The 25,451-nt window shown below is 61.1% G+C and carries 25 protein-coding genes and 1 tRNA gene; 7 read left to right on the top strand and 19 right to left on the bottom strand.

The annotated features are described in order from the left end of the window. Nucleotides 1-84: 84 nt before the first annotated feature. Nucleotides 85-1,344 (bottom strand): IS256 family transposase, encoded by a 1,260-nt coding sequence (locus JOD50_RS07635; RefSeq protein ID WP_070491369.1) that lies wholly within the window; start codon nucleotides 1,342-1,344, stop codon nucleotides 85-87. A gap of 214 nt (nucleotides 1,345-1,558) precedes the next feature. Here JOD50_RS07635 and JOD50_RS07630 point away from each other — a divergent pair, with 214 nt between their 5' ends. Next, the gene (locus JOD50_RS07630; RefSeq protein ID WP_204881043.1) at nucleotides 1,559-1,828 is read left to right on the top strand and encodes a hypothetical protein; all 270 of its coding nucleotides are present in this window, start codon (nucleotides 1,559-1,561) and stop codon (nucleotides 1,826-1,828) included. Between the two features lie 323 nt (nucleotides 1,829-2,151). On the opposite strand, the gene JOD50_RS07625 is transcribed toward JOD50_RS07630, so the two are convergent. Continuing rightward, a complete protein-coding gene (locus JOD50_RS07625; protein WP_204881042.1) occupies nucleotides 2,152-2,415 on the bottom strand; it encodes a hypothetical protein in 264 nt (87 codons plus the stop codon). Between the two features lie 67 nt (nucleotides 2,416-2,482). On the opposite strand from JOD50_RS07625, the gene JOD50_RS07620 reads away from it, so the two are divergent. Then, entirely contained in the window at nucleotides 2,483-3,067 is a 585-nt protein-coding gene (locus tag JOD50_RS07620; protein WP_204881041.1) for a hypothetical protein, read from the top strand. Nucleotides 3,068-3,139: 72 nt separating this feature from the next. Here the strand turns inward: JOD50_RS07620 and JOD50_RS07615 are convergent. After that, nucleotides 3,140-3,216 (bottom strand) — tRNA-Pro (locus JOD50_RS07615). Between the two features lie 204 nt (nucleotides 3,217-3,420). Between JOD50_RS07615 and JOD50_RS07610 the strand changes: the two genes are divergently transcribed. Further along, nucleotides 3,421-3,858 carry a hypothetical protein gene (locus JOD50_RS07610; RefSeq protein ID WP_101629987.1) on the top strand — a complete coding sequence of 146 codons (438 nt, stop codon included), beginning with the start codon at nucleotides 3,421-3,423 and terminating at the stop codon, nucleotides 3,856-3,858. A gap of 18 nt (nucleotides 3,859-3,876) precedes the next feature. Here the strand turns inward: JOD50_RS07610 and JOD50_RS07605 are convergent, their stop codons facing one another. After that, complete coding sequence (locus JOD50_RS07605; RefSeq protein WP_204881040.1) at nucleotides 3,877-4,626, bottom strand: hypothetical protein; 750 nt, start codon at nucleotides 4,624-4,626, stop codon at nucleotides 3,877-3,879. Nucleotides 4,627-4,830: 204 nt separating this feature from the next. Between JOD50_RS07605 and JOD50_RS07600 the strand changes: the two genes are divergently transcribed. After that, complete coding sequence (locus JOD50_RS07600; RefSeq protein ID WP_204881039.1) at nucleotides 4,831-6,336, top strand: amino acid permease; 1,506 nt, start codon at nucleotides 4,831-4,833, stop codon at nucleotides 6,334-6,336. Between the two features lie 95 nt (nucleotides 6,337-6,431). Here the strand turns inward: JOD50_RS07600 and argG are convergent, their stop codons facing one another. Genes argG through JOD50_RS07565 form a run of 7 tightly spaced genes read right to left on the bottom strand, consistent with a single transcriptional unit; the run spans nucleotide 6,432 to nucleotide 14,720 of the window. Continuing rightward, entirely contained in the window at nucleotides 6,432-7,853 is a 1,422-nt protein-coding gene (gene argG / locus JOD50_RS07595; RefSeq protein WP_101630138.1) for an argininosuccinate synthase, read from the bottom strand. 52 nt (nucleotides 7,854-7,905) lie between these two features. Continuing rightward, nucleotides 7,906-10,062 carry a bifunctional cytidylate kinase/GTPase Der gene (gene der / locus JOD50_RS07590; RefSeq protein ID WP_204881603.1) on the bottom strand — a complete coding sequence of 719 codons (2,157 nt, stop codon included), beginning with the start codon at nucleotides 10,060-10,062 and terminating at the stop codon, nucleotides 7,906-7,908. 2 nt (nucleotides 10,063-10,064) lie between these two features. Continuing rightward, nucleotides 10,065-11,168 (bottom strand): prephenate dehydrogenase, encoded by a 1,104-nt coding sequence (locus JOD50_RS07585; RefSeq protein WP_204881038.1) that lies wholly within the window; start codon nucleotides 11,166-11,168, stop codon nucleotides 10,065-10,067. Between the two features lie 3 nt (nucleotides 11,169-11,171). Continuing rightward, entirely contained in the window at nucleotides 11,172-12,275 is a 1,104-nt protein-coding gene (locus JOD50_RS07580) for a pseudouridine synthase (protein WP_204881037.1), read from the bottom strand. A 53-nt stretch (nucleotides 12,276-12,328) separates the two neighbouring features. Further along, complete coding sequence (scpB, locus tag JOD50_RS07575; RefSeq protein ID WP_204881036.1) at nucleotides 12,329-12,994, bottom strand: SMC-Scp complex subunit ScpB; 666 nt, start codon at nucleotides 12,992-12,994, stop codon at nucleotides 12,329-12,331. Beyond that, complete coding sequence (locus tag JOD50_RS07570; protein WP_338052068.1) at nucleotides 12,991-13,878, bottom strand: segregation and condensation protein A; 888 nt, start codon at nucleotides 13,876-13,878, stop codon at nucleotides 12,991-12,993. The genes scpB and JOD50_RS07570 overlap by 4 nt, the downstream gene beginning before the upstream one ends. After that, nucleotides 13,875-14,720 (bottom strand): ParA family protein, encoded by an 846-nt coding sequence (locus JOD50_RS07565; protein ID WP_101629979.1) that lies wholly within the window; start codon nucleotides 14,718-14,720, stop codon nucleotides 13,875-13,877. Before JOD50_RS07565 ends, JOD50_RS07570 begins: the two co-directional genes overlap by 4 nt. Before the next feature lie 313 nt (nucleotides 14,721-15,033). Between JOD50_RS07565 and mgtE the strand changes: the two genes are divergently transcribed. Then, nucleotides 15,034-16,377: a magnesium transporter gene (gene mgtE, locus JOD50_RS07560; RefSeq protein WP_204881035.1), complete on the top strand. Its 1,344-nt coding sequence runs from the start codon at nucleotides 15,034-15,036 to the stop codon at nucleotides 16,375-16,377. Between the two features lie 63 nt (nucleotides 16,378-16,440). Here mgtE and xerD read toward each other — a convergent pair whose 3' ends face one another. From xerD to JOD50_RS07520, 8 genes are read right to left on the bottom strand one after another with little or no spacing between them, the layout of a single operon-like run. Next, nucleotides 16,441-17,451: a site-specific tyrosine recombinase XerD gene (gene xerD, locus JOD50_RS07555; protein ID WP_204881034.1), complete on the bottom strand. Its 1,011-nt coding sequence runs from the start codon at nucleotides 17,449-17,451 to the stop codon at nucleotides 16,441-16,443. Continuing rightward, nucleotides 17,417-18,088: an NUDIX domain-containing protein gene (locus tag JOD50_RS07550; protein ID WP_204881033.1), complete on the bottom strand. Its 672-nt coding sequence runs from the start codon at nucleotides 18,086-18,088 to the stop codon at nucleotides 17,417-17,419. The genes xerD and JOD50_RS07550 overlap by 35 nt, the downstream gene beginning before the upstream one ends. A 40-nt stretch (nucleotides 18,089-18,128) precedes the next feature. Continuing rightward, on the bottom strand, nucleotides 18,129-19,856 hold the full coding sequence (gene recN / locus JOD50_RS07545; protein ID WP_204881032.1) for a DNA repair protein RecN: 1,728 nt from the start codon (nucleotides 19,854-19,856) through the stop codon (nucleotides 18,129-18,131). Then, nucleotides 19,853-21,010 (bottom strand): NAD kinase, encoded by a 1,158-nt coding sequence (locus JOD50_RS07540; protein WP_204881031.1) that lies wholly within the window; start codon nucleotides 21,008-21,010, stop codon nucleotides 19,853-19,855. The genes recN and JOD50_RS07540 overlap by 4 nt, the downstream gene beginning before the upstream one ends. Continuing rightward, on the bottom strand, nucleotides 20,991-21,824 hold the full coding sequence (locus JOD50_RS07535) for an SAM-dependent methyltransferase (RefSeq protein ID WP_204881030.1): 834 nt from the start codon (nucleotides 21,822-21,824) through the stop codon (nucleotides 20,991-20,993). Before JOD50_RS07535 ends, JOD50_RS07540 begins: the two co-directional genes overlap by 20 nt. Further along, on the bottom strand, nucleotides 21,821-22,012 hold the full coding sequence (locus JOD50_RS07530; RefSeq protein WP_204881029.1) for a hypothetical protein: 192 nt from the start codon (nucleotides 22,010-22,012) through the stop codon (nucleotides 21,821-21,823). Before JOD50_RS07530 ends, JOD50_RS07535 begins: the two co-directional genes overlap by 4 nt. Continuing rightward, nucleotides 22,005-22,880 (bottom strand): HAD-IIA family hydrolase, encoded by an 876-nt coding sequence (locus JOD50_RS07525; RefSeq protein ID WP_204881028.1) that lies wholly within the window; start codon nucleotides 22,878-22,880, stop codon nucleotides 22,005-22,007. The genes JOD50_RS07530 and JOD50_RS07525 overlap by 8 nt, the downstream gene beginning before the upstream one ends. After that, on the bottom strand, nucleotides 22,877-23,494 hold the full coding sequence (locus JOD50_RS07520) for a tetratricopeptide repeat protein (RefSeq protein WP_204881027.1): 618 nt from the start codon (nucleotides 23,492-23,494) through the stop codon (nucleotides 22,877-22,879). Before JOD50_RS07520 ends, JOD50_RS07525 begins: the two co-directional genes overlap by 4 nt. 27 nt (nucleotides 23,495-23,521) lie before the next feature. Here JOD50_RS07520 and JOD50_RS07515 point away from each other — a divergent pair, with 27 nt between their 5' ends. Beyond that, nucleotides 23,522-23,875 carry a hypothetical protein gene (locus tag JOD50_RS07515; RefSeq protein WP_204881026.1) on the top strand — a complete coding sequence of 118 codons (354 nt, stop codon included), beginning with the start codon at nucleotides 23,522-23,524 and terminating at the stop codon, nucleotides 23,873-23,875. A gap of 442 nt (nucleotides 23,876-24,317) precedes the next feature. Then, nucleotides 24,318-25,433 (top strand): NAD(P)-dependent alcohol dehydrogenase, encoded by a 1,116-nt coding sequence (locus JOD50_RS07510; protein ID WP_204881025.1) that lies wholly within the window; start codon nucleotides 24,318-24,320, stop codon nucleotides 25,431-25,433. The last annotated feature ends 18 nt before the right edge of the window (nucleotides 25,434-25,451 follow it).

Genomic DNA, 25,451 nt, shown 5'->3' with positions numbered 1-25,451 from the left:
AAGCCTAGTCAACACCCGACGCCCTACCTGAAACGGTCAAGCCCCTGGAAGTGGTGTAACTGAATGGTGATCCTTCGTGGGTGGTCAGGCGGGTAGTTGCATCAGGTCGTCGGTGCTCACCTCCGTCGGCGAGCTGGTGGCGGGGTCGGTGGTCAGGGTGAGTCGGCAGCGGCTGAGGACTTCGAGACCGAGGTAGCGGCGGCCTTCGGCCCATTCGTCGGTCTGCTCGGCCAGGACGGCGCCGACGAGGCGAACGATGGCATCCCGGTTCGGGAAGATCCCGACCACGTCGGTGCGGCGGCGGATCTCCCGGTTGAGACGTTCGGTGGGGTTGTTGGACCAGATCTGCCGCCACACATCGTCGGGGAACCCGGTGAAGGCGAGCAGGTCCTCACGGGCATCGCCGAGGTGGTCAGCAACCTCGGGCAGCCTGCTGTCGGTGTACTCCAGCAGGCGGTCGAACTGCTCGTGCACGGCCGATGCGGTGGGCTGGTCGTACACGCTGTGCAACATCGCCTTCACCGCCGGCCACATGGACTTGGGGCACACGGCCATGAGGTTGGCGGCGTAGTGGGTGCGGCAGCGCTGCCAGGCGGCCCCGGGCAGGTGTGCCGCGATCGCCTCCACCAGCCCGGCGTGGGCATCGGAGGTCACCAGCCGCACTCCGCCCAGGCCACGGGCCACCAGGTCGGCGAAGAAGGTGTTCCACGAGGCCTTCGTCTCGCTGGTGGCGACTTGCATGCCCAGGACCTCGCGGTGGCCGTCACCGTTGACGCCGGTGGCCAGCAGCACCGAGGCTTTGACGACCTGCTTGTTCTCGCGGACCTTGATCGCCAGCGCATCAGCGGTGACGAACGTGAACGGCCCGGCCTCGTCCAGACGTCGGTGGCGGAACGCGGCGACCTGCTCGTCGAGGTCGGCGGCCATGCGCGAGACCTGGGATTTCGACAGGGCGTGGATGCCGAGCGTCTTGACGAGCTTGTCCATCCGGCGGGTGGACACACCAGCGAGGTAGCAGTCCGCCACGACCGTGATCAGGGCGGACTCGGCCCGCTTGCGGCGCTCGAGCAGCCACTCCGGGAAATACGAGCCCTGGCGCAGCTTCGGGACGGCGACATCGATCGTGCCGACGCGGGTGTCCAGCGGGCGCTGGCGGTAGCCGTTGCGGCGATTCGTCCGCTGCTCGGAGCGGGCGTTCCATTCGGCCCCGCACACGCTGTCGGCGTCGGCGGAAAGCAGGGCGTTGATCATGGTCTGCAGCAGCTCGCGCATCAGATCCGGTGATGCATCGGCGAGGGCTTGGCCCAGCAGGCCGGCAGGGTCGACAATATGGGGTGCGGTCATCGTGATGACTCCGTTCGAGGATTCTTTGGAAGGTTGACTCGAAGGATCACGCGGTGGCCGCTCTACATCCGACAACGACACGAAGTCGGAGACGATCTCGGCCACCGAGTTACACCACTCTATGGGGCACTACTCCTGAAACGCCCTGGGTTTAGTGGAGACTCAGGGCGCTTCACCCAATGAACCACGTCGTTTCGAGGGGGACCAGAACATCATGAACACGGTGAACAAACGTGAGCGACCAGACGGTGGCTCTCAACAGCAGCTGTATCCGGTCGCACTTACCGTGACCATCATGGCTGGGGCTTTCGCGCTCTTCGTACCACTCGGACCGGCCATCGCAAGTGCGATCCTCTACGCGATCATCAGGAATAAGCACGTGGCTCAGAAAAAGCAGTTACTTGCGATCAATCTGGCGATCGTCGTTGTTAACGTCGCTTTGACGGTGCTTGCTGTAGGTGCCGCCTTAGCCCTACTGAATTAACGGGCACCTAGGCTTCGCAGGAATTTCGATGCCATCGATGCATCGAGCCTGCAAATGTCAGCTTAGGAGCCTGCAACGCAACAGCGACCCCGGATGGGAAATCCATCCGGGGTCGCTGTTCTGATAGTGATGTGCGTCAGGAGGCGATCATGGAACGTAACCAACGAAGCTTCTCTACGTTGGGGGAACAGGATTGGCTTCGGTGGCGTATCAGATTTACATGCCGCTCTTTCAGTTGCGATTCAGTCTGGGTTGCTAAGCAATCTGACCGTGGTCGGCACAACATGTCCCATATTCCAGGCCGTTGGCCAGTTTGCCGGTGTCTACTCACCCGCGACCACCTGTGTCGCCTGGCCACTCTTCTTTTTTCGGTCACGAAAGACAGTAAAACCAAGGCTCACGAACAGCACCACGAGACCCAGAACATACGTGACGAGGAACTCCTTCAACCCAGCCTGAGGTCCCTGAGTCAGCCAGTCGACACCACCGAAATACACCGCAGGCGGAATCGGTATCACAAGAAAGATAGCGATGGTGAATACGAGGGCTAGAGGCTTAGGGAGGTCGAAGCGCCTCTTCTTGGTCATGCCCCAATTTTACACCTTCGTCAACCCTTGGTTGACATAGGCGTCAACCTAAGGTTGACTTACGTGCATGGATCCATTGACGCACATCCACCACTGCACGCAGGCAGTCAGCCTCGCCGAACACCAGCTAGAAGATGCCGTAACCCAAGCCCGCAGCGCGGGACACTCATGGGCAGACATCGGGAAAGCACTCAACGTCTCACGGCAAGCCGCTTTCAAACGGTTCGGCACCGTACGCAATCCATTCACAGGAGAAACCATGGCCCCGAAACCAACCACGCACCTCCCTGACATTTCAGACCAACTCATCCGCCACATCGCACGCGGCGAAGAAAACGAAACCATCACCATGCTCGACCCAGGAGTCCGCGACGACCTCCCCTGGAGCGTCATCTCTCAAGTGTGGACGGAGATCCTCACCGACCTCGGCGAGCTACAAGAGATCACCGAGCAGACCGTCGTGCCTATCAAGGGCAACCCAGAGACCGACGCGGTTGACACACTCACTGCCAAAAACATCGGCACCGCCGTGGTCGCCTCGACACTGCGTCACGAAGCCGGTGAACTCACCTCCCGCATCGCGATCAGCCGCGACGGCACGGTCGTCGGCGTTCTGTTCCTACCAACTGACGTAACCGACTACCAGTTCTAGTTAGCATAGCCAGACAAAACACTGGCGGGGTTGCAACAACAACTGTTGCAACCCCGCCAGTGGTATTTATCGTGGTCGGGCTAGCCGGATTTGAACCGACGACCTCTTGTCCCCCAGACAAGCGCGCTACCAAGCTGCGCCATAGCCCGATACCTGCCCATGACTGGACGGCTCTGCCCAAAATGAGTAGACAGACTCCGATCAACCGTACACTATGCCCGGTTTAAGCGACCAATTAGTGGCGCTCCCGCGCGGCTGATCAGCAGATGAGAGAATAGGCACGATCACCATCGCGCATCAACCGCGGTTCGTGCGCGGACCAACCGCGGATCGCGGAAGAAGGAAAGGCCCGTATGTTCACCCGTCACGCTTCAAAACCTGCACGTCGCCTACCTAGGTTGTTCGGCGCAGGCCTCGCGACAGCGTTGATCGGAGTGGGGCTCGCCGGTTGCGGCGCCGAAACGGTCGAGGTGGAGTTCCGCGGCGTCGCCGTGGAGACCGGAACCCAACCTCAAACCAGCACAACCAATCCGGCTGATCTCACCTCGATGGACTGGAAGCTCGGCCCAGCAATCGGCGGCGAACACGGGAAACTCGACACCGCAACCAGCGAACCGCTTGTTGTGAAGCGTGAAAGCAACGACCTCTCCGACGTGCGAGTGAGCTTCGATGTCCCACAAGGCGCGCACCTCGCCGCGAAATGCACGATCCTCATCAACGGCAAAGTCGTCGCAGAACAACAGGACAACGTCAAGCCCGGCCGAGCCCTGTGCACCTACGTCGAACAGTAGGCACAGCAGAGCGTGGGATCAGCGAACGACGATATCCGCAGTTTCGTGCCCAGCGAACCGCAGCCAGCCGAGCGGCATCGAAACATCGGAAGGCCACCCAAAATCATCCTGATTAGCTACGACAACGACGCGCTTGCCGTCATACCGCTGCCACACATTCAGGTTGGCCCATTCAGGGCTTGAATGCCCCAGCGAAACATACTTCACAGTCTCAGTGCGTGGCTCAGGGTCAGCTTGATACCCCGTCAGCTTGGTTGGTTTGTCGAGAACCAGGATCGGATAGCGGTCCGTCATTTGATCGGCCTCAACCGGCACCCACCCATTGAGATCCTTCTTCATCGGGCCGTCAATAAGTTCTCGGTTGGACATGATCCGCACGGTGCCTTCCATGACCACCGTGTTCGCGCCAAATTTCTTGCGGTTGATCTTCGGTTTCGGCGTACTTGCGCTCTTCTCCGACTTACTGGAGTTCGCGCTAGGTTTGGCTGCCGCGCTGGCCTCAGACGGCGCAACCGATTCCGACGGCGCAGCTGAATCCGATGAACTGGGCGATTCCGACGGCGCAACCGAATCCGTGCCACCTGACTGCTTGGAAGACTCGGCCGGCTTAGTTTCCTTCGCCGATTCCGAGGAACTACCACAACCTGTTAGTCCCAACGTTGCAGCCAGAACCGCAGCGACAGAAGCCTTCGCAAACCACTTACCCGACATCGCTGTGTCCGCCATGCCCCACTCCTCACCCATGCTGTCCAGCCTCTGACCCTTCACTTGCGGAGACAGACTCCTGCATAGCAACCGATATATGTATCACCTGAATCATATCTATGAACTTACTGAGAATCCTATATCGTGACCGCCTCAAAACCTGTGTCACTTCGTGACTTCATCCCCCACATCTCTGCAGAAAGGAGTAGTCTCAACGGACATAAAGTGAGGCACTCACTCAAACCAAACACGATCCAAAGGTTGAACATGAGCAAAACCGAGCACGCACACAACGATGCTGCCGACAACCTCAACCGGAGCCTGCACGCCCGCCACATGCGCATGATCGCCATCGGCGGCGCGATCGGCACCGGGCTGTTCCTCGCATCCGGCGCAACCATCTCCCAAGCCGGCCCCGGCGGCGCGCTCCTAGCCTATGCACTCATCGGCTTCGTCGTGCTCATGGTCATGCAGTCACTCGGCGAGATGTCCACCCACCTGCCCGTAGCCGGCTCCTTCGAGGTGTACGCGTCCCGCTACGTGTCCCCCTCATTCGGGTTCGCAACCGGCTGGAACTACTGGTTCAACTGGGCCATCACACTCGCGGCAGAACTCGTAGCAGCAGGGCTTGTGATGCGGTTCTGGTTCCCTGATGTTCCCGGCTGGATCTGGGCCGCAGTCTTCCTAGCACTGCTGACCACCATCAACGCGCTCTCAGCACGTGCCTTCGGCGAATCCGAATTCTGGTTCGCGCTCATCAAAGTCGCGACCGTCATCGTGTTCCTCGTGCTCGGCGTGCTCATGATCATCGGTGTGATCGGCGGCCCATCCCCTGGCTTCCATAACTGGACCACAGGCGAAGCACCGTTCGTGGGCGGACCGTGGTCGACCATCGCCGTGTTCATGGTCGCGGGTTTCTCGTTCCAGGGCACCGAACTCGTGGGTGTCGCCGCCGGCGAATCCGAAAACCCACGCCGCGATATGCCGCGCGCCATCCGCGGCGTGTTCTGGCGCATCATGATCTTCTACATCGCAGCGATCGCCGTGATCGGCTTCCTGCTCCCCTACACCGACCCGAACCTGCTCGCGGCCGCGAACAACGAAGACATCACGGCTTCCCCGTTCACCCTCGTGTTCGACCGCGCCGGCATCGCGCTCGCTGCCGGTGTCATGAACGCCGTGATCCTGACCGCGATCCTCTCGGCAGGTAACTCGGGCCTCTACTCCTCTACCCGCATGCTGTACGCACTCGCGGAATCTGGCCGTGCTCCGAAAATCTTCACGTGGCTCTCCAAGCGCCGCGTCCCGGTCCCTGCGCTACTGACCACCGCTGCAATCGGCGGGTTCGCGTTCACAACCCACCTCATGGGCGAAGGCCAGGCATATACGTGGCTACTCAACATCTCCGCGCTGTGTGGTTTCACCGTGTGGGCAGGCATCTCGTGGAGCCACCTGCGCTTCCGCAGAGCGTTCATCAAGCAAGGCCACGACTTGTCCGAACTGCCGTATAAGGCGCCGCTCTACCCGTTCGGTCCGATCATCGGGTTGAGCGTCATCTTCGTGGTCATCATCGGCCAGAACTTCGAAGCCATCCAGAACGGCAACCTCGGCGCTGTGCTCTCCTCCTACATCGGGTTGCCAATCTTCCTCGCAGTCTGGGGCATCCACGCCCTCGTCACTAAGCAGGGCCGGCTCATTCCGCTCGACGAGGTCGACGTCTCCGGCCTCAAGCCCGGCGAGTACGACCCACGCCAGGAAGCTGGCAAGGAATAAAAGATACAGATGATGTTGGGGGCTGCGGTTCAGATTGAACCGCAGCCCCCGTCGCTATGTGCTGGTTTCTATGCGTTGATTAGGCGCGTCGTTGATTAGTCGGTGCCCATGTCGAATGCGGCACGGTTGGATGCCTCATCGAGGTCCTCGTCAGCCTGTTCGGAACCGGCCACGATCGCTTCAGCGCCACCCTCTTCAAGCTCGCCTACGAGCTTGGCGGTCACGCCACCCACGATGCCCTGCTCGGCGTACTGCTCGAGGCGGGAACGCGAGTCAGCGATGTCCAGGTTGCGCATCGTGAGCTGGCCGATGCGCTCATCCGGACCGAATGCAGCGTTACCCACGCGCTCCATCGAAAGCTTCTCAGGGTGGTACGACAAGTTCGGGCCTTCGGTGTTCATGATCGAGTAGTCGTCACCGCGGCGCAGACGCAACGTCACCGAACCCGTCACAGCGGAAGCAACCCAACGGATCAGAGCCTCGCGCTGCATGAGTGCCTGCGGATCCAGCCAGCGGCCCTCGTACATGAGGCGACCCAAACGGCGGCCTTCGTTGTGGTAGGTCGCGATCGTGTCTTCGTTGTGGATCGCGTTGACCAGGCGCTCATACGTGATGTGCAGGAGCGCCATGCCCGGAGCCTCGTAGATACCGCGGGACTTCGCCTCGATGATGCGGTTCTCGATCTGGTCAGAGATACCCAGGCCGTGGCGGCCACCGATGCGGTTAGCTTCCTTGACGAGCTCAACCTTGTCTTCGTACTCGACGCCGTTGATCGCAACCGGCATGCCCTCATAGAAGGTCACCGTGACGTCCTCGGTCTTGATCTCAACCGATTCATCCCACGGGGCCACGCCCATGATCGGCTCAACCAAGTTCACGCCGTTGTTGAGGAACTCGAGGTCCTTCGCTTCGTGCGTAGCACCCCAAATGTTCGCGTCCGTCGAGTACGCCTTCTCAGCGGAGTCACGGTACGGGAAGCCGCGTTCGGTGAGCCATTCGGACATCTCCTGGCGGCCACCGAGCTCGTCAACGAACTTCGAATCAAGCCACGGCTTGTAAATCTTCAAGTTCGGGTTGGCCATGAGGCCGTAGCGGTAGAAACGCTCGATGTCGTTGCCCTTGTAGGTCGAGCCGTCGCCCCAAATGTTGACGCCATCTTCCTTCATGGCGCGCACCAGCATCATGCCGGTTACCGCGCGGCCGATAGGCGTGGTGTTGAAGTAGGTCTTACCGCCCGAACGAATGTGGAAAGCACCCGTCTGAAGCGCGGCGATGCCTTCCTGGACCAGCATGTCCTGAACATCAACAAGACGAGCGATCTCCGCGCCGTATTCTTTAGCGCGGCCAGGAACACCTTCGATATCCGGCTCGTCCGGCTGGCCGATGTGCGCGGTGTACGTGCACGGAATCGCACCGTTTTCACGCATCCATGCGACAGCCACCGACGTATCGAGGCCACCTGAAAAAGCAATGCCGACGCGTTCGCCGACGGGCAGATTGGAAAGAACCTTAGACATGTTCGCCATTCTAACGTTGGAAAATTTTGTTCTGTATTGAAACTTCTGTGTGTTACTTTTTGCGCTTGTTTCCGCGGCGCTCACGCACCCGCATCTGAATGTCGATCGGGGTTCCGCGGAAGTCGAACGTCTCGCGCAAACGGCGCTCAATAAAGCGCCGGTATCCCGGATCCAGGAAGCCCGTGGTGAACAACACGAACTTCGGCGGGCGCGCGCTCGCTTGCGTCGCGAACAAAATACGAGGCTGCTTACCGCCGCGCAACGGGTGCGGATGCTCAGCGACCAATTCACCCAAGAAGGAGTTGAGCTTGCCCGTAGGGATGCGGCGATCCCAGGATTCCAGGGCGATATCCAAAGCCGGCGCGAGCTTGTCTTTATGCCAGCCGGTCTTCGCGGAAATGTTGACCCGCGGAGCCCAGGACACGTGTTTGAGGTCCTGCTCAATCTCGCGCTCGAGGTAGTAGCGGCGCTCGTCCTCGAGCTTGTCCCACTTATTGAAAGCCAAGACCAAGCAGCGGCCCGCATCGATCACTTGCTGCAGGATCCGCTGATCCTGCTCAGCCAGTTCCTCGTCTACAGCCAAAAGCACGACGACCGCCTCGGCTTTGTCGAGGGCCGATGCCGTGCGCAGGGATGCGTAATAGTCAGCACCCGATGCCATGTGTTGCTTACGGCGCAAACCCGCCGTATCAACGAACTTCCAGATGCGGCCGTCGAGTTCCACGAACTCGTCGATCGGGTCACGCGTGGTTCCCGACTCATCGGAAACCACTGCACGCTCGTGGCCCGCCAGCTTATTCAGAAGCGAGGACTTACCCACGTTCGGGCGGCCCAGCAGAGCCACACGGCGCGGACCGCCCTCAGGGTCAGCCTCACCGAAAGCGGACTCCTCCGGCAACATCTTGATCAGCTCATCCAGCACGTCCGCGGTACCGCGGCCATGCAACGAAGACACCGGATGCGGCTCGCCAAAGCCGAGGTTCCACAAAGCCATCGCATCAGCTTCAAGCGACGGACCATCGACCTTGTTCGCAACCAACAAGACCGGGCGGCCCTTGCGGCGCAACATCTTCACGATCGCTTCATCGGCCGCGGTAGCGCCAACCACCGCATCGACCACAAGAACAACAACATCCGCGACGTCAACGGCACGCTCAGCCTGCTCAGCGACCAGGCGATCCATGCCCTTCGCATCGGCTTCCCAACCGCCCGTATCCACAACGCGGAAACGCTTGAGGTTCCACTCCGCGTCATACGTCACGCGGTCACGCGTAACGCCCGGAAGGTCCTCAACAACCGCCTCACGGCGGCCCAAAATACGGTTCACCAACGTGGACTTACCCACGTTCGGGCGGCCCACAATCGCGACCACAGGAGGGTTCTCGCCAGGCTCATCGGCTTCCCAGCCCTCACCGGCCAGAAGAGCGGCGTCCTCGTCATCGAGCTCATAATCCTGCAAGCCAGCCAACAGCGCCTCAGCACGCTGCTCATCGGCCTCATTATCGCCCTCGACAATCGCGGTGGCCTGCTTGCTGATCTCATACTCGACAACCGTCAAAACAGCCTCAACAGACTGCTCAAAGTTCAGCTCAGACGTATCAACCAACGTCACGCCCTCAGCGGCCTCCATGAAGTTCACGACCGAGGAGTCCTTCTTATCGCGCTCCCCCACCTGCTGAGCCAAGGCTTGCGCAGACTGCGTGTTATTCAACTGCAAACCACGGCGCTTCATCCGCACCTCTTCCGACGCCGTGAGCAAGACACGCGCATCAGCGAAAGGCGCCACCACCGTCGTAATATCGCGGCCCTCAGCAACAATCCGACCAGCATCAACAATCGCGTTCCGCTGCCGCTCCACGAGGTTCTCACGAACCTTCAGATTCGTTGATACATCAGAAACCCGCTCAGAAATACGCGGCTCACGGATCTCCTTCATCACGTCGCGGCCATTGACCACAACGCGCTGATCATCCGGATCAGTAGACAACTGAATGTCCGCCTCAATCACGGCCTGAGCAACAGCGTCCTGATCCGACAAATCAATGCCAGACTCCAACGCCGCGAACGTCACCGCACGATACATCGCACCAGTATCCAAGTACCCCAAACCCAACGTCCGGGCCACTTCCTTAGACACCGACGACTTACCCGAACCCGCCGGGCCATCGATAGCAACAATCAGAGAACCAAAAGCATCCTGCGCATCCATGCTCACTGCACAACCTTCCAATCCAAGCCCGTCAAAACAGACACAAGCTCATCGCGGCGCCCAGGCAGAACCTGGATCTCAACCAAACCAACCTCATAACCCGACGAATGCTCCATCCGCAGGTCCTCCATATTGATGCCGGCCTCACCCATGTCAGTCAACAAACGGGCCACCTGACCAGGCTCATCATTCACAATCACAGAAACCGTAGCGAAAGACTGCGGGGGCGCGCCGTGCTTACCCGGAATCCGTGCCTGCCCCTGATTCCCTTCCGTCATCAACTCCGCAAGATCCAAGGCAGCACCAGAAGCAAACGGGTCACGCAACGTCGCAAGCAGCCGATCCAGGTCCGACTGCAGACCCTCCAAAATCGGGATCAACTGCTGCGCATTATGCGCCAGAATCTGGATCCACAACTTCGGGTCACTCGCAGCGATCCGCGTCGTGTCACGCAAACCATTCCCCGCCAACGCCAACGACGACGCGGGAGCGTTCAAAAGCCTCGACGCCAAAAGCGAAGACGCGATCTGCGGGAAATGAGAAATCAACGCAACCGCCGCATCGTGGGCTTCCGCGTCCATCACGGTGATCGACGCACCCAAATCCAGACCCACCGACTTCGCGGTCTTCACCGCATGCGACGTAGAGCCCTCATGCGGAACAACAACCCACGGCGACGCCGTAAACAACGCACCCCGGGCAGCCGCCGGACCAGACTTCTCACGCCCCGCCATCGGGTGGCACCCAACGTAACGAGCCAGATCAGCCTCAGACACATCGTCGTCAGCCTTCAGCACATCAATGATCGAGCCCTTGACCGAGGCCAAATCGATCACAACCGCCTCAGAGAACTCGACCAAAGCCTGCGCAATGATCCCCGGCGTCACATCCGGCGGCGTAGCGACAATCACCAAAGAAGGCGCAAAATCCGTGCCCTGCGGCGCCAAAAAACCAGCGCCCATATCCACAGCGATACGCTGCGCAGTCGGCGAGGCATCCCGCAAACCAACCTCAAGGCCAACAGCACGCAAACCCAGCGCCGCCGACGTGCCCAAAAGCCCCGTCCCAATCACCAGGACAGGACCCTGAAGGTACCCCTCAGCCACGGCCTACAAACCCACTTCCGCTAGCAGGTGCCCCACCTCAGTCTTGCTCAGGCGACGCACCGAACCCTGGCGCTGCTGCCCCAACGTGATCGGGCCAATCTGAGTACGAACCAGGCGGCGCACCGGGAAACCGACCGCATCAAACAGGCGGCGCACAATCCGGTTACGGCCCTCATGCAAGACCACTTCAGCCAACAGGTCCTTACCGGACCCATCAACCAGACGGAACGAATCAACCTTCGCCAATCCGTCTTCAAGCTCAATGCCTTCACGCATCTGTGCACCCACACCATCAGGCAGCGGGCCACGGATTTGAACCAGATACGTCTTAGACACCTCGAACGACGGGTGGGTCAAGCGGTGCGCAAGCTCACCATCGTTGGTCAACAACAGCAGCCCTTCCGTCTCATAATCCAGACGGCCCACGTGATACAAACGCTCTGCCTGCCCCTCGCGCAAGAAATCGGAAATGTCCTTGCGGCCCTCGGGATCATTCATCGAGGTGACGACACCTGCTGGCTTATTGAAGACCAGGTAAGTCTTCTCCGTGTCGAGTTGCAGACGGATGCCGTCGACGTGGATCACATCCACCTCAGGATCCACACGCGTACCCAGTTCAGTCACGATCTGGTGGTTGACCTCAACGCGACCCGCGAGGATGATCTCCTCACTCGCACGGCGCGACGCGACACCCGCGTTAGCCATGACCTTCTGCAAACGCTCGCCATCGCTGTGCTCCTTACGTGGGCCAGAATCCACCGGAGTCGACGGGCCGCGGCGGCGACGACGCACCGGACCAAGATCATTGAAACGATCCTCAGCGAAAGCACGCGGACCACGCGGCTTCTGGCCACGCTGCTGCCCACCGCGCTGCTGGGCGCCGTGTTTCTGGGCGCCGCCTTTAGCGCCACCACGCTTCTGTGCGTTGCTCTTCTGGCCGCCAAGCTGAGGCTTCTGACCGCCCGCGTACTGGTCTACTTCATCCTGCTTCGGGGCACGACCACGGCGAACCTGCCCCGCTTGGAAGCCCTTCGGCTGTTCCTTCGGTTTACCGTGCCCGCGGCGGCGCGAACCCCCACGCGAATTCGATCCAGTCTGGCGAGTCATACGTCTCAACGTCCTTCGATTAGCGAATGACTATTCCGCCGTCGCCGTCATTATCACAACGAGGGCAGTACATCATCCAAGTTTTCAACACCTGGCAAAAGTGGCGACAGGTCTGGAAGTTCTTCGAGGCTGTCTACGCCTAATCTTTCCAGAAGTACCGGCGTGGTCCCAAAGAGACCCGCCCCAGTGACCTCATCGGTCGCGACCTGTTCGATCAAACCGCGCGTCATCAGGGTGCGCACCACGCCGTCCGCGTTCACTCCACGGATGCTTGCGATGCGGGCTCGGGACACCGGCTGCCGATACGCAATGATCGCCAGGGTTTCCATCGCGGCGGCTGAAAGCTTGGCCGTTTGGCCCTCGAGAACAAAGCGAGATACAAGCTCACGATGCTCCTGCCGCGCCCCGATACGCCAACCGCCACCTACTCTGCGGAGCTGGAATCCACGACGAACGCTGAAGCCTTGGTCGGTGTTGGCTTGGTCTCTGTTGCCGTCGTCTGTGTTGGCTTGGTATGTGGAGCGCGACTTTCCATCATACTCTGCCGCGAGCTCGTGGAGCACGCGGCTGATGCCCGCCGCATCGACCTCCAGCAGCTCAGCGAGCTCCGTTTCCGTGAGCGGACGGTCGGCGACCATCAGCACGGCTTCAAGCCCTTCACGGAACTGCGCCGCATCAGTTGCGTCTGTTTCTTCGATGTTGGCCGTCTCGTGGCTCATGCTGTTCCTCCTTGTGAGGCGGCTTCCTCGTCGCCGTCGTATTCAGCGACCCGGAACTCTCCGGAGCCTGTAGCGATCCATTCGACCATGATCTCAGTAAGCGGGGATTCCTGTTCAAGATCCACTGCGCGGTCTCGATACATTTCGAGCAGAGCGAGGAAGCGGGCGACCACGACGAGGGATGCTTCGGCGTCGGCAGTGAGCTCGCTAAAAGTGAGCGCTTTAGCGGCGCGGAGCCGTGCCGCGATCTGTTGCGCCTGTTCGGCAACCGAAACCGGGGCGTCATGGATGTGGTCCGTGCCGACCTCATCGGGCTCAGCAGTGTGTTCGTGTGCAAGGGCCTTCGCGGCGATGGCCGCGAACTGTTCCGGAGTGTGCGTCCATTCGAGTTCCGGAAGGTGCTCGCGCACATCGGGGTCATCTGCCCTGACCTGCCGCGGAACAAACCGGCTTCCCGCTTCCAGCAGGTGTTCCAAAACAGTCGCGGCTTCTTTGTAGGCCTTGTACTGGAGCAGCCTCGCGAACAGAAGGTCGCGAGCTTCAAGGCGTTCGATGTCCTCGGCGTCTTCCACTTCGCCTTGCGGAAGGAGGCGCGCGGCTTTCATGTCGAGCAGCGTTGAGGCGACCACAAGGAACTCGGTGGTTTCATCGAGGACCGTCGCGCCGATTTCATCGGCGAGCGTGCGCAGATACGCGACGAATTCGTCGGTTACTTCGGCGAGCGCAACTTCGGTGATGTCGAGGTCGCGCCGGCTCAGCATCTCAACCAGCACCTCGAAGGGACCGTTGAAGTTTTCGAGCGTTACTTGGAAGTTTGCGCTCGCGGCCGGGCCGGGGGCTTTGGGAGCTGTGCTCTCGTGTCCGGCGCCGGGTTGCTGTGTCACGGAGCTCCGCCGCGCGCGATGAGCTCTTTAGCGAGGCGCCGGTAGCCGTGTGCGCCGGCGTGCGATGGAGCGAATTCGGTGATCGGTTCCATTGCGACCGTTGCGTCCGGGAACTTCACGGTGCGGCGGATCACGGTTTCGAAAAGCTTGTCGCCGAAGGCTTCGTCGAGTCGGCCCAGCACTTCACGCGAGTGGAGGGTCCGCTGGTCATACATCGTCGCGAGCACGCCGTCGATCTGCAGGTCAGGGTTGATACGGTCCTGAACTTTCTCGATCGTGTCGATCAGCAGGGCCACGGCACGCAGCGCGAAGAACTCCGCGGTGAGCGGGATGATGACGCCGTGCGCTGCGGCGAGCGCGTTGACGGTCAGCAGGCCGAGGGACGGCTGGCAGTCGATGATGATGACGTCGTAGTCATCGGAGACCTTACGCAGCTGCGAGGCGAGGACCTGTTCACGGGCGACTTCGTTGACGAGCTGAACTTCCGCTGCGGAGAGGTCGATGTTGGCCGGCAGCAGGTCGATGTTCTGGACGTCGGTCTGCAGGATCGCGTCGCGGATCTCGACGCGGCGTTCCATGAGCACGTTGTAGACGGTCAGGTCGAGTTCGTGCGGGTTGACGCCGAAGCCTGCCGATGCGGCACCCTGAGGGTCGAAGTCCACGATGAGGACGCGTCGGCCGAGTTCCGCAAGTGAGGCCGCGAGGTTAATCGAGGACGTCGTCTTACCGACGCCGCCCTTCTGGTTGACCATCGCGATAATGCGGGCCGGGCCGTGTTCGGTCAGCACAGGTGGCTCAGGGAGCTTACTCAGAGGGCGTCCGAGGGCGTTGAGTTCCTGCATTCCGCCTGGCGCAGGTACTCGGCCAAAGGAGTTTGGATCGCTCACGGGTGAGACCGCCCTTCCGTGCTGAGTTTCGTTGTCGTGATGTGCTTGCGTGCTCTGTTTTAAGGCTAGTGGTTTTTGCGTGATTAAAGCTGGTTTTGCCCTCTATCTCGGCGAGCCTTGACCCTCAACTGAAACTCGAAACTTTCGCCCTGATAAGGCCCTGATGACCGCGCCAGCCGGCTCCCGCATCGTTGGTTATATCTTTACGGGTAGGGTGTAAACGGCGGCAGTCCATTGCCGCGTTGTCAGCCCGGGGTGAGGAGTCATCATGACGATGGATCAGCTGATCGATTCGCTGCGCGACCACCCGCGTAATGAAGCCGAGCTGGTCAAGCTTGGCCACCTCGCACGCAAGGTACCCAGCCACGACATGGCGTACCTCATGAAGACGCTGCCGACCGACCAGGCGGCGATCGTGTACCGAGTCCTGGAAAAAGACACGGCGCTCGCGGTTTTCGAAAGCCTCTCCCCCGCAACCCAGGCGGAGCTGATCGCTGAGCTGCGGCACGGCGAAATCTTCGAGATCTTCAACGAGCTCGACCCTGACGACCGCGCGTCCCTGTTCGATGAGCTACCGGCTAAAGTTGCTGACCGCCTGATGTCTGGACTCGACCTCGAGCAACGCACCATGACCACAACGGTGCTCGGTTACCCCGAAGACGCCATCGGCCGCTACATGTCGCCTGAGGTGCTGTGGCTGCATCCTGAGTGGACGGTGCGCAGAGCCATCGATCACGTCAAAGCACATATTGATGAGCCGGAAACGATTTATCTGCTTCCTGTTTTGGATGATTCCCGCACCCTTTTGGGGGTCACGGGTTTGCGCCGTCTGTTGTCTTCGGACGATGACCTGACCGTCCGGGAAATCATGCGTGAGGCCGAGTCAGCGCACGCTACGGATCCTCGTGAAGAGACCGCGCGCCGGTTCTTGGGCGGCAAATTGCTTGCGATGCCGATCGTGGATGCTGAACACCGTTTGCTTGGTGTTTTGACCTATGACGATGCGGTCGAGATCATCAACGAAGAGGACGCGGAGGACGCGGCTCGCTCGGGTGGTGCGGAGCCGCTCGAGAAGTCTTACCTCTCGTCCTCGATCATGCGGATTGTTCAGTCGCGCGTTGTGTGGCTTGTGATGCTTGCGCTGTCTGCGGCGTTGACGGTCAAGGTGCTGGATCTGTTCGAAGACAAACTTTCGTCGGTCGTGATCCTTGCGCTGTTCATCCCGCTGCTCACCGGAACCGGCGGTAACACCGGTAACCAGGCTGCTACCACTGTGACGCGTGCCCTTGCGGTCGGTGAGGTCCGTATCCGCGACTTACCTAAGGTGATTTGGCGGGAGCTGCGGGTTGGATTTGTTCTCGGATTGATTCTGGGATCGCTTGCGTTTGTCATCACCGGGTTCATTTACGGTTTCACGTTCGGGACCGTGATCGGACTGACGCTGCTCGCGGTGTGTGTTCAAGCGGCTGTGGTGGGCGGCATGATGCCGATCATCGCCAAGAAGGTCGGCGCGGACCCTGCCGTGTTTTCTAACCCGTTTATTTCAACGTTTTGTGATGCGACGGGTTTGCTGATCTACTTCGGTATCGCGTCTGTGATTCTCGGTATTTAAGGATTAAGCCGTTCGGCTTAGCGCATTTATGCCGTTCGGCTCAGTGCATTTATGCCGTTCGGCTCAGCGGGCCCGCGGGTGCGAGGTCGCGAAGACTTCGCGCAGAGTTTCCGCGGTGACCATCGTATAGACCTGGGTCGTGGTCACGGATGCATGGCCGAGCAATTCTTGGACCACGCGGACGTCCGCTCCGCCGCTGATGAGGTGGGTCGCAAACGAGTGACGCAGGGTGTGCGGACTGATTTCTTGTGTCAGCTTGGCTTTGCTCGCGGCCGCTGTGACGCTGTTGAAAACGGACTGACGCGAAAGCCTGCCCCCTCGTTGGTTGAGGAACAGCGCTGGGCTGCCTTTGCCTTTTGCCGCGAGCGCGGGCCGTCCACGCACAAGGTATGCGTTGAGCGCGTCGACCGCATAGCTACCTAACGGAACGTAGCGTTCCTTGTCCCCTTTACCCCGAACCCTCACGACAGAGGGAAGTTTGTTCCCGTCCTCGTCAAGGTCGGCGGCGCTTGAGTTGCTGTCAAGGATGAGGTTCAGATCGTCGACGTCGAGGCCCACCGCTTCCGATGCGCGCGCCCCGGTTGCGTAGAGGAATTCGATGAGTGCGCGGTCGCGCAGACCGCCCGGGGTTGAGGTGTCGGGTGCGTCGATGAGGCGCGCGACCTCCTGAACGCTCAGAGCTTTCGGCAATTGCTGGGGCACGGCGTTGGGGTGGATGTCGGCTGCGGGGTTGTCTGCGGTGATGCCTTCGAGCGCCCAGAAGGTGTGCATTCCACGCACCGCGACGATCGTGCGCGCCGCGGATCGGGCAGCTAGCGGCTTCTTCCCGTCCGAGCCGTCGCGGAGGGACTGCTGGAACGCGCTGATGTTCTGCGGGGTGATATCGCTGGCTTGCGTTATGCCTTGGCTCGCGAGGAAGTCGGTATAACGGCGGATGTCTCGCCGATATGCCGCGACAGTGTTGGCTGACAACCCGCGTTCAACCACGAGGTGTTGCAGGTAGATCTCCGCGCTTTTTTCAAGCGGCGTCGGCGCGGCCTCACGCATGGTGCGGGCGCGCTGGCCATGGCGCATCGGCTGGCCGTAGGGTTTGGTTGCCGCGGGCCTTGTGAGCGGCGAGCGCTAGGATCCCGACGACGGTGGTCGGGTTACCGATGCGGCCGCTCAATACCGCTGTGACGGCGTCTTCGAACGGAACCCATTGTGGTTCGAGGAACGCTTCTTCTTCGGCGCGTTCGTGGCGTTCGTTTTCGGGGATCTCGTGGAGGTCTTGAGCAAGGTAGATGCGCATCGCTTCAGAGGAGCATCCTGGCGACATGTAGTGGTCTGCAAGCACATGCCAGGTATCGGCGCGGAGATCGGCTTCTTCTGCGAGTTCGCGGCGCGCGGCATCCAGTGCTGGTTCGCCTTGGACGTCGAGCAGCCCTGCTGGGACTTCCCACAGCTCGGCGCGGACCGGCTGGCGGCGTTGCTTCTGAAGCAGGATCCGGCCGTGTTCGTCCACGGCGAGGATTCCCACTGCGCCCGGGTGGGTCATGAATTCGCGCGTGATGGGCGCGTCATCCCCGGGCATCGTGAACGTTTCGCGGGTGATGTCGAAGATCGCTCCGTTGAACACGGTTTCTGCGTGAGTGACAGCCGCGGGAACCCGGACGTCGCCCAGTTCGTGTTCGCCGGTCTCGGCCTGATGCTCTGGATGATGCGTGGACATGGGCTCCTCGTTACCGTGCTTGAGTCGCTGACGTTGAGTTTCAGTTGGCTTCGTTGCGTTCGCGCTCGGCGTCGGTGAGCAGCTCTTGTGCGTGGGCGCGGGCCGCTTCGGATTCCGATTGGCCGGCAAGCATGCGGGCGAGTTCCTTGACTCGTTCGTCCTCGCTGAGTGCCTTGATGTCCGATGTCGTGAACCCGTCGACGCCGTCGTGATGGCTGGTCTTGTTGATGGTGAGGTGTTGGTCGCCGAACGCGGCTACCTGCGGCAGGTGGGTCACCACGATGACTTGGACGTGGCGGGCAAGCCGGGCCAGACGACGGCCGATTTCTACTGCCGCTTCCCCACCGACGCCGGCGTCGACTTCGTCGAAGATGAACGTCGGGACCGGGTCGGTTGCTGCGAGCACGACTTCAAGAGCCAGCATGACGCGGGACAGCTCACCGCCGGAGGCTCCCTTGCCCAGCGGACGCGGGTCAGCCCCAGGGTGCGGGGCGAGTAGGAACGCGACCTCGTCGGCACCGTGTGGCCCTGGTTCTGTCTCGGTCACCTGGATGGTGAGGTGAGCGTTCGGCATCGCGAGAGCGGCAAGTTCTTCGTCTACGTTCTGGGCAAGCTGCTGCGCGGCCTCAGAACGCAGCTCGTGGACTTTCTCAGCGTGTTCGGTCAGTTTCGAGCTGAGCTCGTCGAGTTTTTGGGTGAGTTCTTCGACGCGGGTCGGGTCGTCGATGAGTTCGAGGTGCCGGGCTCGTGCCTTGGCGGCCCACTCGATCACGGCATCCACGTCCGGCGCGTATTTGCGCGTCAACGCGTTGAGAGCTGCGCGCCGTTCTTCGACCGCTGCGAGCTCGGATGGCCCATCTGCATCGAGGCTCTGCTGGTAGCTTGCAAGTTCAGTCGCGATGTCGGAGATCACGTAGCCGACTTCCCGCAGGCGTTGAGTCTGTTCCGCCAACGCAGGGTCCTGGCTGTCAACTGATTCCAGCGCGCGCTGAGCAGCATCCAGAAGTGAGACGACATCGACCGCTTCACCGATCTCTTCGGACACCAGCGCGGCGTGCGCGGTCGCGGAAGCGGTACGGAGTTCCTCGATGTGGCTGAGCTTATGTGAGCGCGCATCGAGTTCCTGGGCTTCACCCTTTTGCGGGTCCACCGCATCGATCTCTTCGAGAGCGGCCTGGAGGGTCTGCTCTTCCATCTGACGTTCGTAGCGGTTCTGCTCGACGTCGGTCAGCTCCGCGCGTGCCGCCTTGAGTTCCCGGTAAACGTCCTTATATTCGGCGAGCGCCGTCGCAAGTTCGGTGCCTGCGAAGGCGTCGAGGGCGGCCCTTTGTTCGGCCGCGCCACGGAGACGCAGCTGATCGGTCTGCCCATGCACGGTCAAGAGAGATTCGCCGATGCGCCCGAGCACAGCAACCGGCACGGCTCGTCCACCAGCATGAGCTCGGCTGCGGCCTTTCGCCGCGATCGTGCGGGAGAGATACAGAACCGATTCGGCACCTTCCCCGTCGGTTTCGGCGCCAGCTTCGGAAGCGATCTGAAACGCGGCGTCCTCTGACGCGCCCACCACAGTGGCTTCCACGACCGCAGCATCTTGGCCGCGGCGCACCACGCCGGAATCTGCACGCGCCCCGGAGATCAGCCCGAGCGCTGTCACGACCATCGTCTTACCTGCGCCGGTTTCACCCGTCACCACGGTCAGTCCTGGCCCGAACGGCAAGGAGGCTTCCTCGATAACACCGAGGCCACGGATGTTGACGGACTCGATCATCGCGGCTCACCTCCGCCTCGCTGTTGGTCCCCCGGACGCGCACCCGGCTGCTCCCCTAACGGCTGTTTGGGTTCGTGGTGGTACAGCTCCGTGGCCCGATGCGACGGCAGGCGCTCCGAATTATGCGGAGGCTCCACAACGCTGATGCGGTGCACCGCCGGCAACTCCGAAGTTTTAGGGTGCGCTCCGGAGTCCTCGATCGGGCCGCGCCACCCCACCGTGGGCAGCTTGAATTTAGCCACGAGCCTCTCCGCGAACGGCGTATTCGTCAAACGCACAAGCCGCACTGGAGTCTTGGATCGGGTCACCTCAACGCGGGAGCCCGGGGCCAGTTCAACCATGCGGCGGCCATCGCACCACAAAACTCCCGCCGCATCTGTACGGGTCAGAACCTCAGCGGCGGTCGTTGACGAAGGCGCAACAACCAGCGGTTTAGCGAACAGCGCATGCGCAGAAATCGGTGCAACCACCAATGCCTCGACCTCGGGCCACACCACCGGCCCACCGGCAGAAAATGCATAGGCCGTGGACCCCGTCGGCGTCGCAAACACAACACCATCGCAACCGAACGTCGAGATCGGCGACCCATCCACATCGATCGCTACCTCAAGCATGCGTTCACGGTTCGATTTCTCGACAGCTGCCTCGTTGAGCGCCCATGTGTGCGCGCCCCTGCGACCCTCATGCCACACCTGAACGTCAATCGCCATGCGTTCATCCACGGTGTAGGCGCGGTTCGCGATCGCCTCAACCACCGCGTCGATATCGGCTTTTTCACTTTCAGCAAGGAAGCCAACGTGGCCCAAATTCACGCCCAGCAAAGGAACATTGCTGCCACGCGTCAGCTCGGCCGAGCGCAGCATCGTGCCGTCGCCGCCCAGAACCATGACGAGCTCAAGCTCATCGAGCCCCACGCCCTCGCCCAGGACCTCAAGGTTTGAAGCCGCATCCGGCAAAGAGGAATCAATGCGGGACTGGCCAATCACATCGACTTCATCACGCATCATGACGGGTGAAAGGCCGTGGGCCGACAAAACGCTCACTGCACGAATCGCGATCGCTACAGCTTCTTCTCGACCCGTGTGGGTCATCACCAAGATCCGACGCACTGACGCTCCTTGTTGTTCCCGACTTTCAAGAATAGTCAACGGCATCCAGCAACGCCGTCAGGTTGCGCTCGCTTGTGGATGAATCCTCCGATTCAGCGTTTTCCTTTATCCACACGACAAAGAATTCGACGTTTCCGTCTTGCCCCGGCACCTCGGAACGCAACACAGCCACAGGCCTCAAACCCAGCCCTGCTTGCTCCGCGAAGTCCAGAACCTTCGTCACAGCGTGGCGCCGCAAAGCAGGTTGAACCACAACGCCCGCCTTATTCAGCCCCGAACGCCCCACCTCAAATTGAGGCTTGACCAGCATCAGCATTCGCCCGCCTTCACGCAGCTGCGCGGCCAGCGGCTCCAACACGAGCGTGAGCGAAATAAAAGACAGATCCCCCACCATGACATCAACACCGCCCGGGATGAACCCCGGCTCAAGATGACGCACGTTGACGCCTTCGCGGTTCACAATCCGCGCATCCTCAGCAAGGCTCGAGTGAAGCTGCCCATGCCCCACATCGACCGAGTACACGCGTTCGGCCCCGTAATCCAACAGAACCTGCGTGAATCCGCCCGTGGACGCCCCGGCATCCATGCAGATTGCCCCGTTGATCGGCAACCTGATCCCGCGAGCGCTGAGTGCCTCCAGCGCCGCGTGCAGCTTGCCTGCCGCGCGCCCCACCCAGCGGTCTTCGGCATGCTCCTGGATAACGATGCTGGCACCCGGCTTAACCTTGGCCGAAGGCTTGGTCGCTGGCTTGCCTTCGACGAAGACACGGCCTTCGCGGATCAGTACGGCCGCGCGGGTCCGGGACGGGGCATAGCCGAGGTCGGCGAGTGCGGCGTCAAGGCGTTGAGGGGCGCTCACGGAAGATCGCTCTCCAGGACATTGGTGAGGTCGTCAAGAACGCGGCTGAACCGTTCAGGGTGTTCGCTGACCGGTAGCGAATCGAGGTCAGCGAGCGGCTGCAGCACTTCCGGCAGCTCCTGCGCCGGTAGATCTTGTGCCGGCTGTTCCGTTGCCGCGTCGTGTTCTGGTGAGTTCTCGCTAGTCATTCAGGCTCTCTTGAGGTCCGCTGTCTTCGAGTACACAGGAGTGGGCTGGTGCCCGCAACTCGCGTAAGTCATTGAGTACGTAACGCGGTTTCAGCCCAGGCTCCGCCTGCTTAGCGGCGGCGAGCGTATCGACCCCGGTCAGGACGAGCGCGGTAGCGAAGCCGGCAGCGTTTCCCCCTGCAACATCGGTGTCGAGCCTATCGCCGATCACGAGCGGATTCTGTGCTCCCACGGCCCGCGCCGCCATCTGCATGAGCGTCGGGGCGGGCTTGCCGGTCACGACTGGTTCCTGTCCGGTCGCGGCCGCCACCGCGGCGACGAGCGTCCCGTTGCCCGGCGCGATACCTTCCGCCCGAGGGATCGTCGCGTCCGTATTTGTTGCGATCCACCGCGCGCCTGCGGTGATCGCGTAGCCGGCTTCTGCGAGGTGCCGCCACGTGACGTCGGGGTTGAAACCCTGTAGCACAAAGTCGGGTTGCTCTGCGGCGGAATCAACAAGTTTGAACCCCGCGTTGGTAGCTTCCCGGCGCAGAGCTTCGGTCCCGACGACGTAGGCGGCCGGTTCCTGGATGTGAGCTTCCGATGCGCTCTGCCGTGCGTGTTCCGCAGCGGCTCGCGAGGAACCGAAGACCTGCTCCGGTGTGGTCGGGATGCCCAGCGAGCTGATGTGTTCGGAGACCTCTTCCGGGGTCCGTGAAGCGTTGTTGGTGCAGTAGGCAACGCGAATACCGGCCTCCTGAGCCGCAACCAGCGCGTCGACCGCGTGCGGAACTGCGTCCGGGCCTGCATATACAACCCCGTCGAGGTCGCACAGCAACGCGTCATGCATGTCTAGCAGGGACGCGTCCTGATGCGTGTGGCCGGTCATTCCGCGCTGGCCTCGCGGCTGGTCTCGCCGTCCTTAGCCTCGCCCTCGGCCGAGTCGTCATCGTCTTCCACGAGGTCAACGATCTCTGGTTCAACATCGTTGAGTCCCAGCGCCTCCATCGCAACGGGGATGCGCGCACGCCAAGCGGCCGCTTCAGCGTCTTCTCCGGTGGATTCAAGTGCGTCTGCATACAGCTCAAAGAGGCGTGGGCTGAAGATAAACGCGCGGTTCATGTCGAGCGTTGGAATCTGCAGAGCCTTGACGGCTTCTTCGTTCTTGTTGGTGTCGAGGAGGATCCCCGCTTCGACCATCGCTGCTTCGGCTCGAGGCTGGCCCTTGAGCGCTTTCGCTTCGTCGGAGCGCAGGGTTTCGAGCGCTTTGTCTACCCGACCGAGCGCACGTTCGCAGTCTGCGATCGTGGCGATGTGGTCGTGGACGCCAGAAATGCGGCGGTGGGTACGCAGTTCACGGAGTGCTTCGCTGTACTTGCCGGCCGCATACGCAGTCAGTCCTACAGCTTCGCGAACGAGGGCAACTCGGCCACCACGACGCGAGGCGGCTTCTGCATGCGCGAAAGCCAGTTCAGGGTCAACATCGATCAGTGCGCCGGCCATAACGAGGTGCTTCGCTACCCATGGGCGGTGTTTTTCATCGAGGAATCGGAGTTCGCGGAGTGTTTCTTTATCGAGTTCGTTACCGGTTACGCTCGGATCGATTTCTGGGGAGCGTTCGCGGTCTGGACGGTTGGCCGCACGAATGTCGCCGCCACGACGTCCTTGCGGGCGGTTGCGCTCATTATGCTGGCGGTCGTTACGCTGCCGATCATTACGGCGGTTATCACGGCGCCGGTCTTGACGGTTATCGTGTTCGTCACGCTTCCATTCGCTACGACCTGGGCGATCGTCGCGGCGACGATCACCACGGTTCCACCGTTCATCGCGGCCACCACGCTCGCCGCGCTTCCAGTCGTCACGACTACGTTCTCCACGTGGTGAGGCGCCGTATCCACGTTTGTGCCCGCCACGGTTGTGGTGGTTCTTGCCATGTTCTTGGCCTGCTCCGCGCGGGGAGCGACGTTTCTGCTCGTCTGCCACGTTTCCCTCTTTGTGATTGTGCCGCGCTCGTGCTTCAAGCGCCTCTGACCATTTTAGCGACGACTTCGAGCGAAAGCTCGCCACCACATCGTGGTTCCTATCGACAGGGTCTGTTGCTGAAGATATCTCGGTGGACTGCCGATTGCTAAACCACAATGTCGGGCGGCGCAAGCATGGGAGACCACTCACGCAACATCGATGTGAGGTGAATCACTGACTGATAGGCTCCGAGGTAGGTTCAGCGGGCCAGTTAGATTCAGTGGGCAAGCCCTACTACAGGGTCCTTCATCCACGCCATGAGTTCGCATCCCACACATAATTCGCACACAAAACAGGAGACAACATGAAGATCGACGCGTACGTTGTAGAAGGAATCAACGAACCATTCGTCCGCGAAGAACTGGAGCTAGACAACCCCGGCCCAGGTGAAGCCCTCGTCCGAGTTGTAGCTACTGGTGTGTGCCACACCGACCTCAACACCCAGTCAGGAGACATGCCACTTCCCCTACCGGGCGTTTTTGGACACGAAGGGTCCGGAATCGTCGAAGCCGTCGGCGAAGGCGTGACCGACATCAAGCCGGGCGACCACGTCATCATGGGTTGGGCTTTCTGCGGGGAATGCCGGACCTGCATCCGTGGAGAACACCGCTATTGCCTCAATATTGGCGCCGAACTGCTCGCAGGTGTTCGACTTCACGGCCCAGATGCCGGCACCTCGGCCTACTCCCGGGCGGATGGGTCCTCCGTCTCGGGCCACTTCTTCGGCCAATCGTCCTTCGCCACATACTCACTGACCCGCGCCAACGCTCTCATCAAAGTCGACGACGATATCGATCTGAATCTTCTAGGGCCTCTGGCGTGCGGCATCACGACCGGTGCAGGCGCTGTGCTCAACACTGCGAAGCCGGGCCCCGGTGAATCGGTCGTCATCGTCGGTGCCGGAGCGGTTGGCCTCGCAGCGATCATGGCGGCGCGCAATACGCCCGCCACCACGATCATCGCGATGGATCTGCAGGATTCACGCCTTAAACTCGCACGTGAGTTCGGCGCAACCCACACGGTCAACACCCGCGATAAGGACATCGTTGAGGCGGTCAACGAAATCTGCGACGGGCCAGCGGACTACGTGATCGACTGCACCGGCAACATCAAGGTCATCGAACAAGCCGCCGATGCGGTCGGCCTCATGGGTACGTTCATCCTGGTCGGTGGAGCCCCAGCAGAGGCACGGTTCTCCCTCGACCACATGCGTACCCTGTTCGGTAAGACGGTTGTGGGCACTCTGGGTGGTTCCTCCAACAGCCGCACCCTCATCCCTGCCCTCATCGACCTCTACAAGCAGGGCCGGTTCCCGTTCGACCGGCTCCTTAAATTCTATGGTTTCGACGACATCGACCAAGCCATCGCCGACGCTCACGAAGGTGGCACCATCAAGGCCGTCCTGCAGGTTTCCTCTTAGGAAATGAATCTCACGCCA

It is taken from the genome of Pseudoglutamicibacter cumminsii, assembly GCF_016907775.1.
GTDB classification, from domain to species: Bacteria; Actinomycetota; Actinomycetes; order Actinomycetales; family Micrococcaceae; genus Pseudoglutamicibacter; species Pseudoglutamicibacter cumminsii.
Note: the sequence above shows the minus strand (reverse complement) of the source record. Positions and strands in the feature narration are given on the sequence as shown.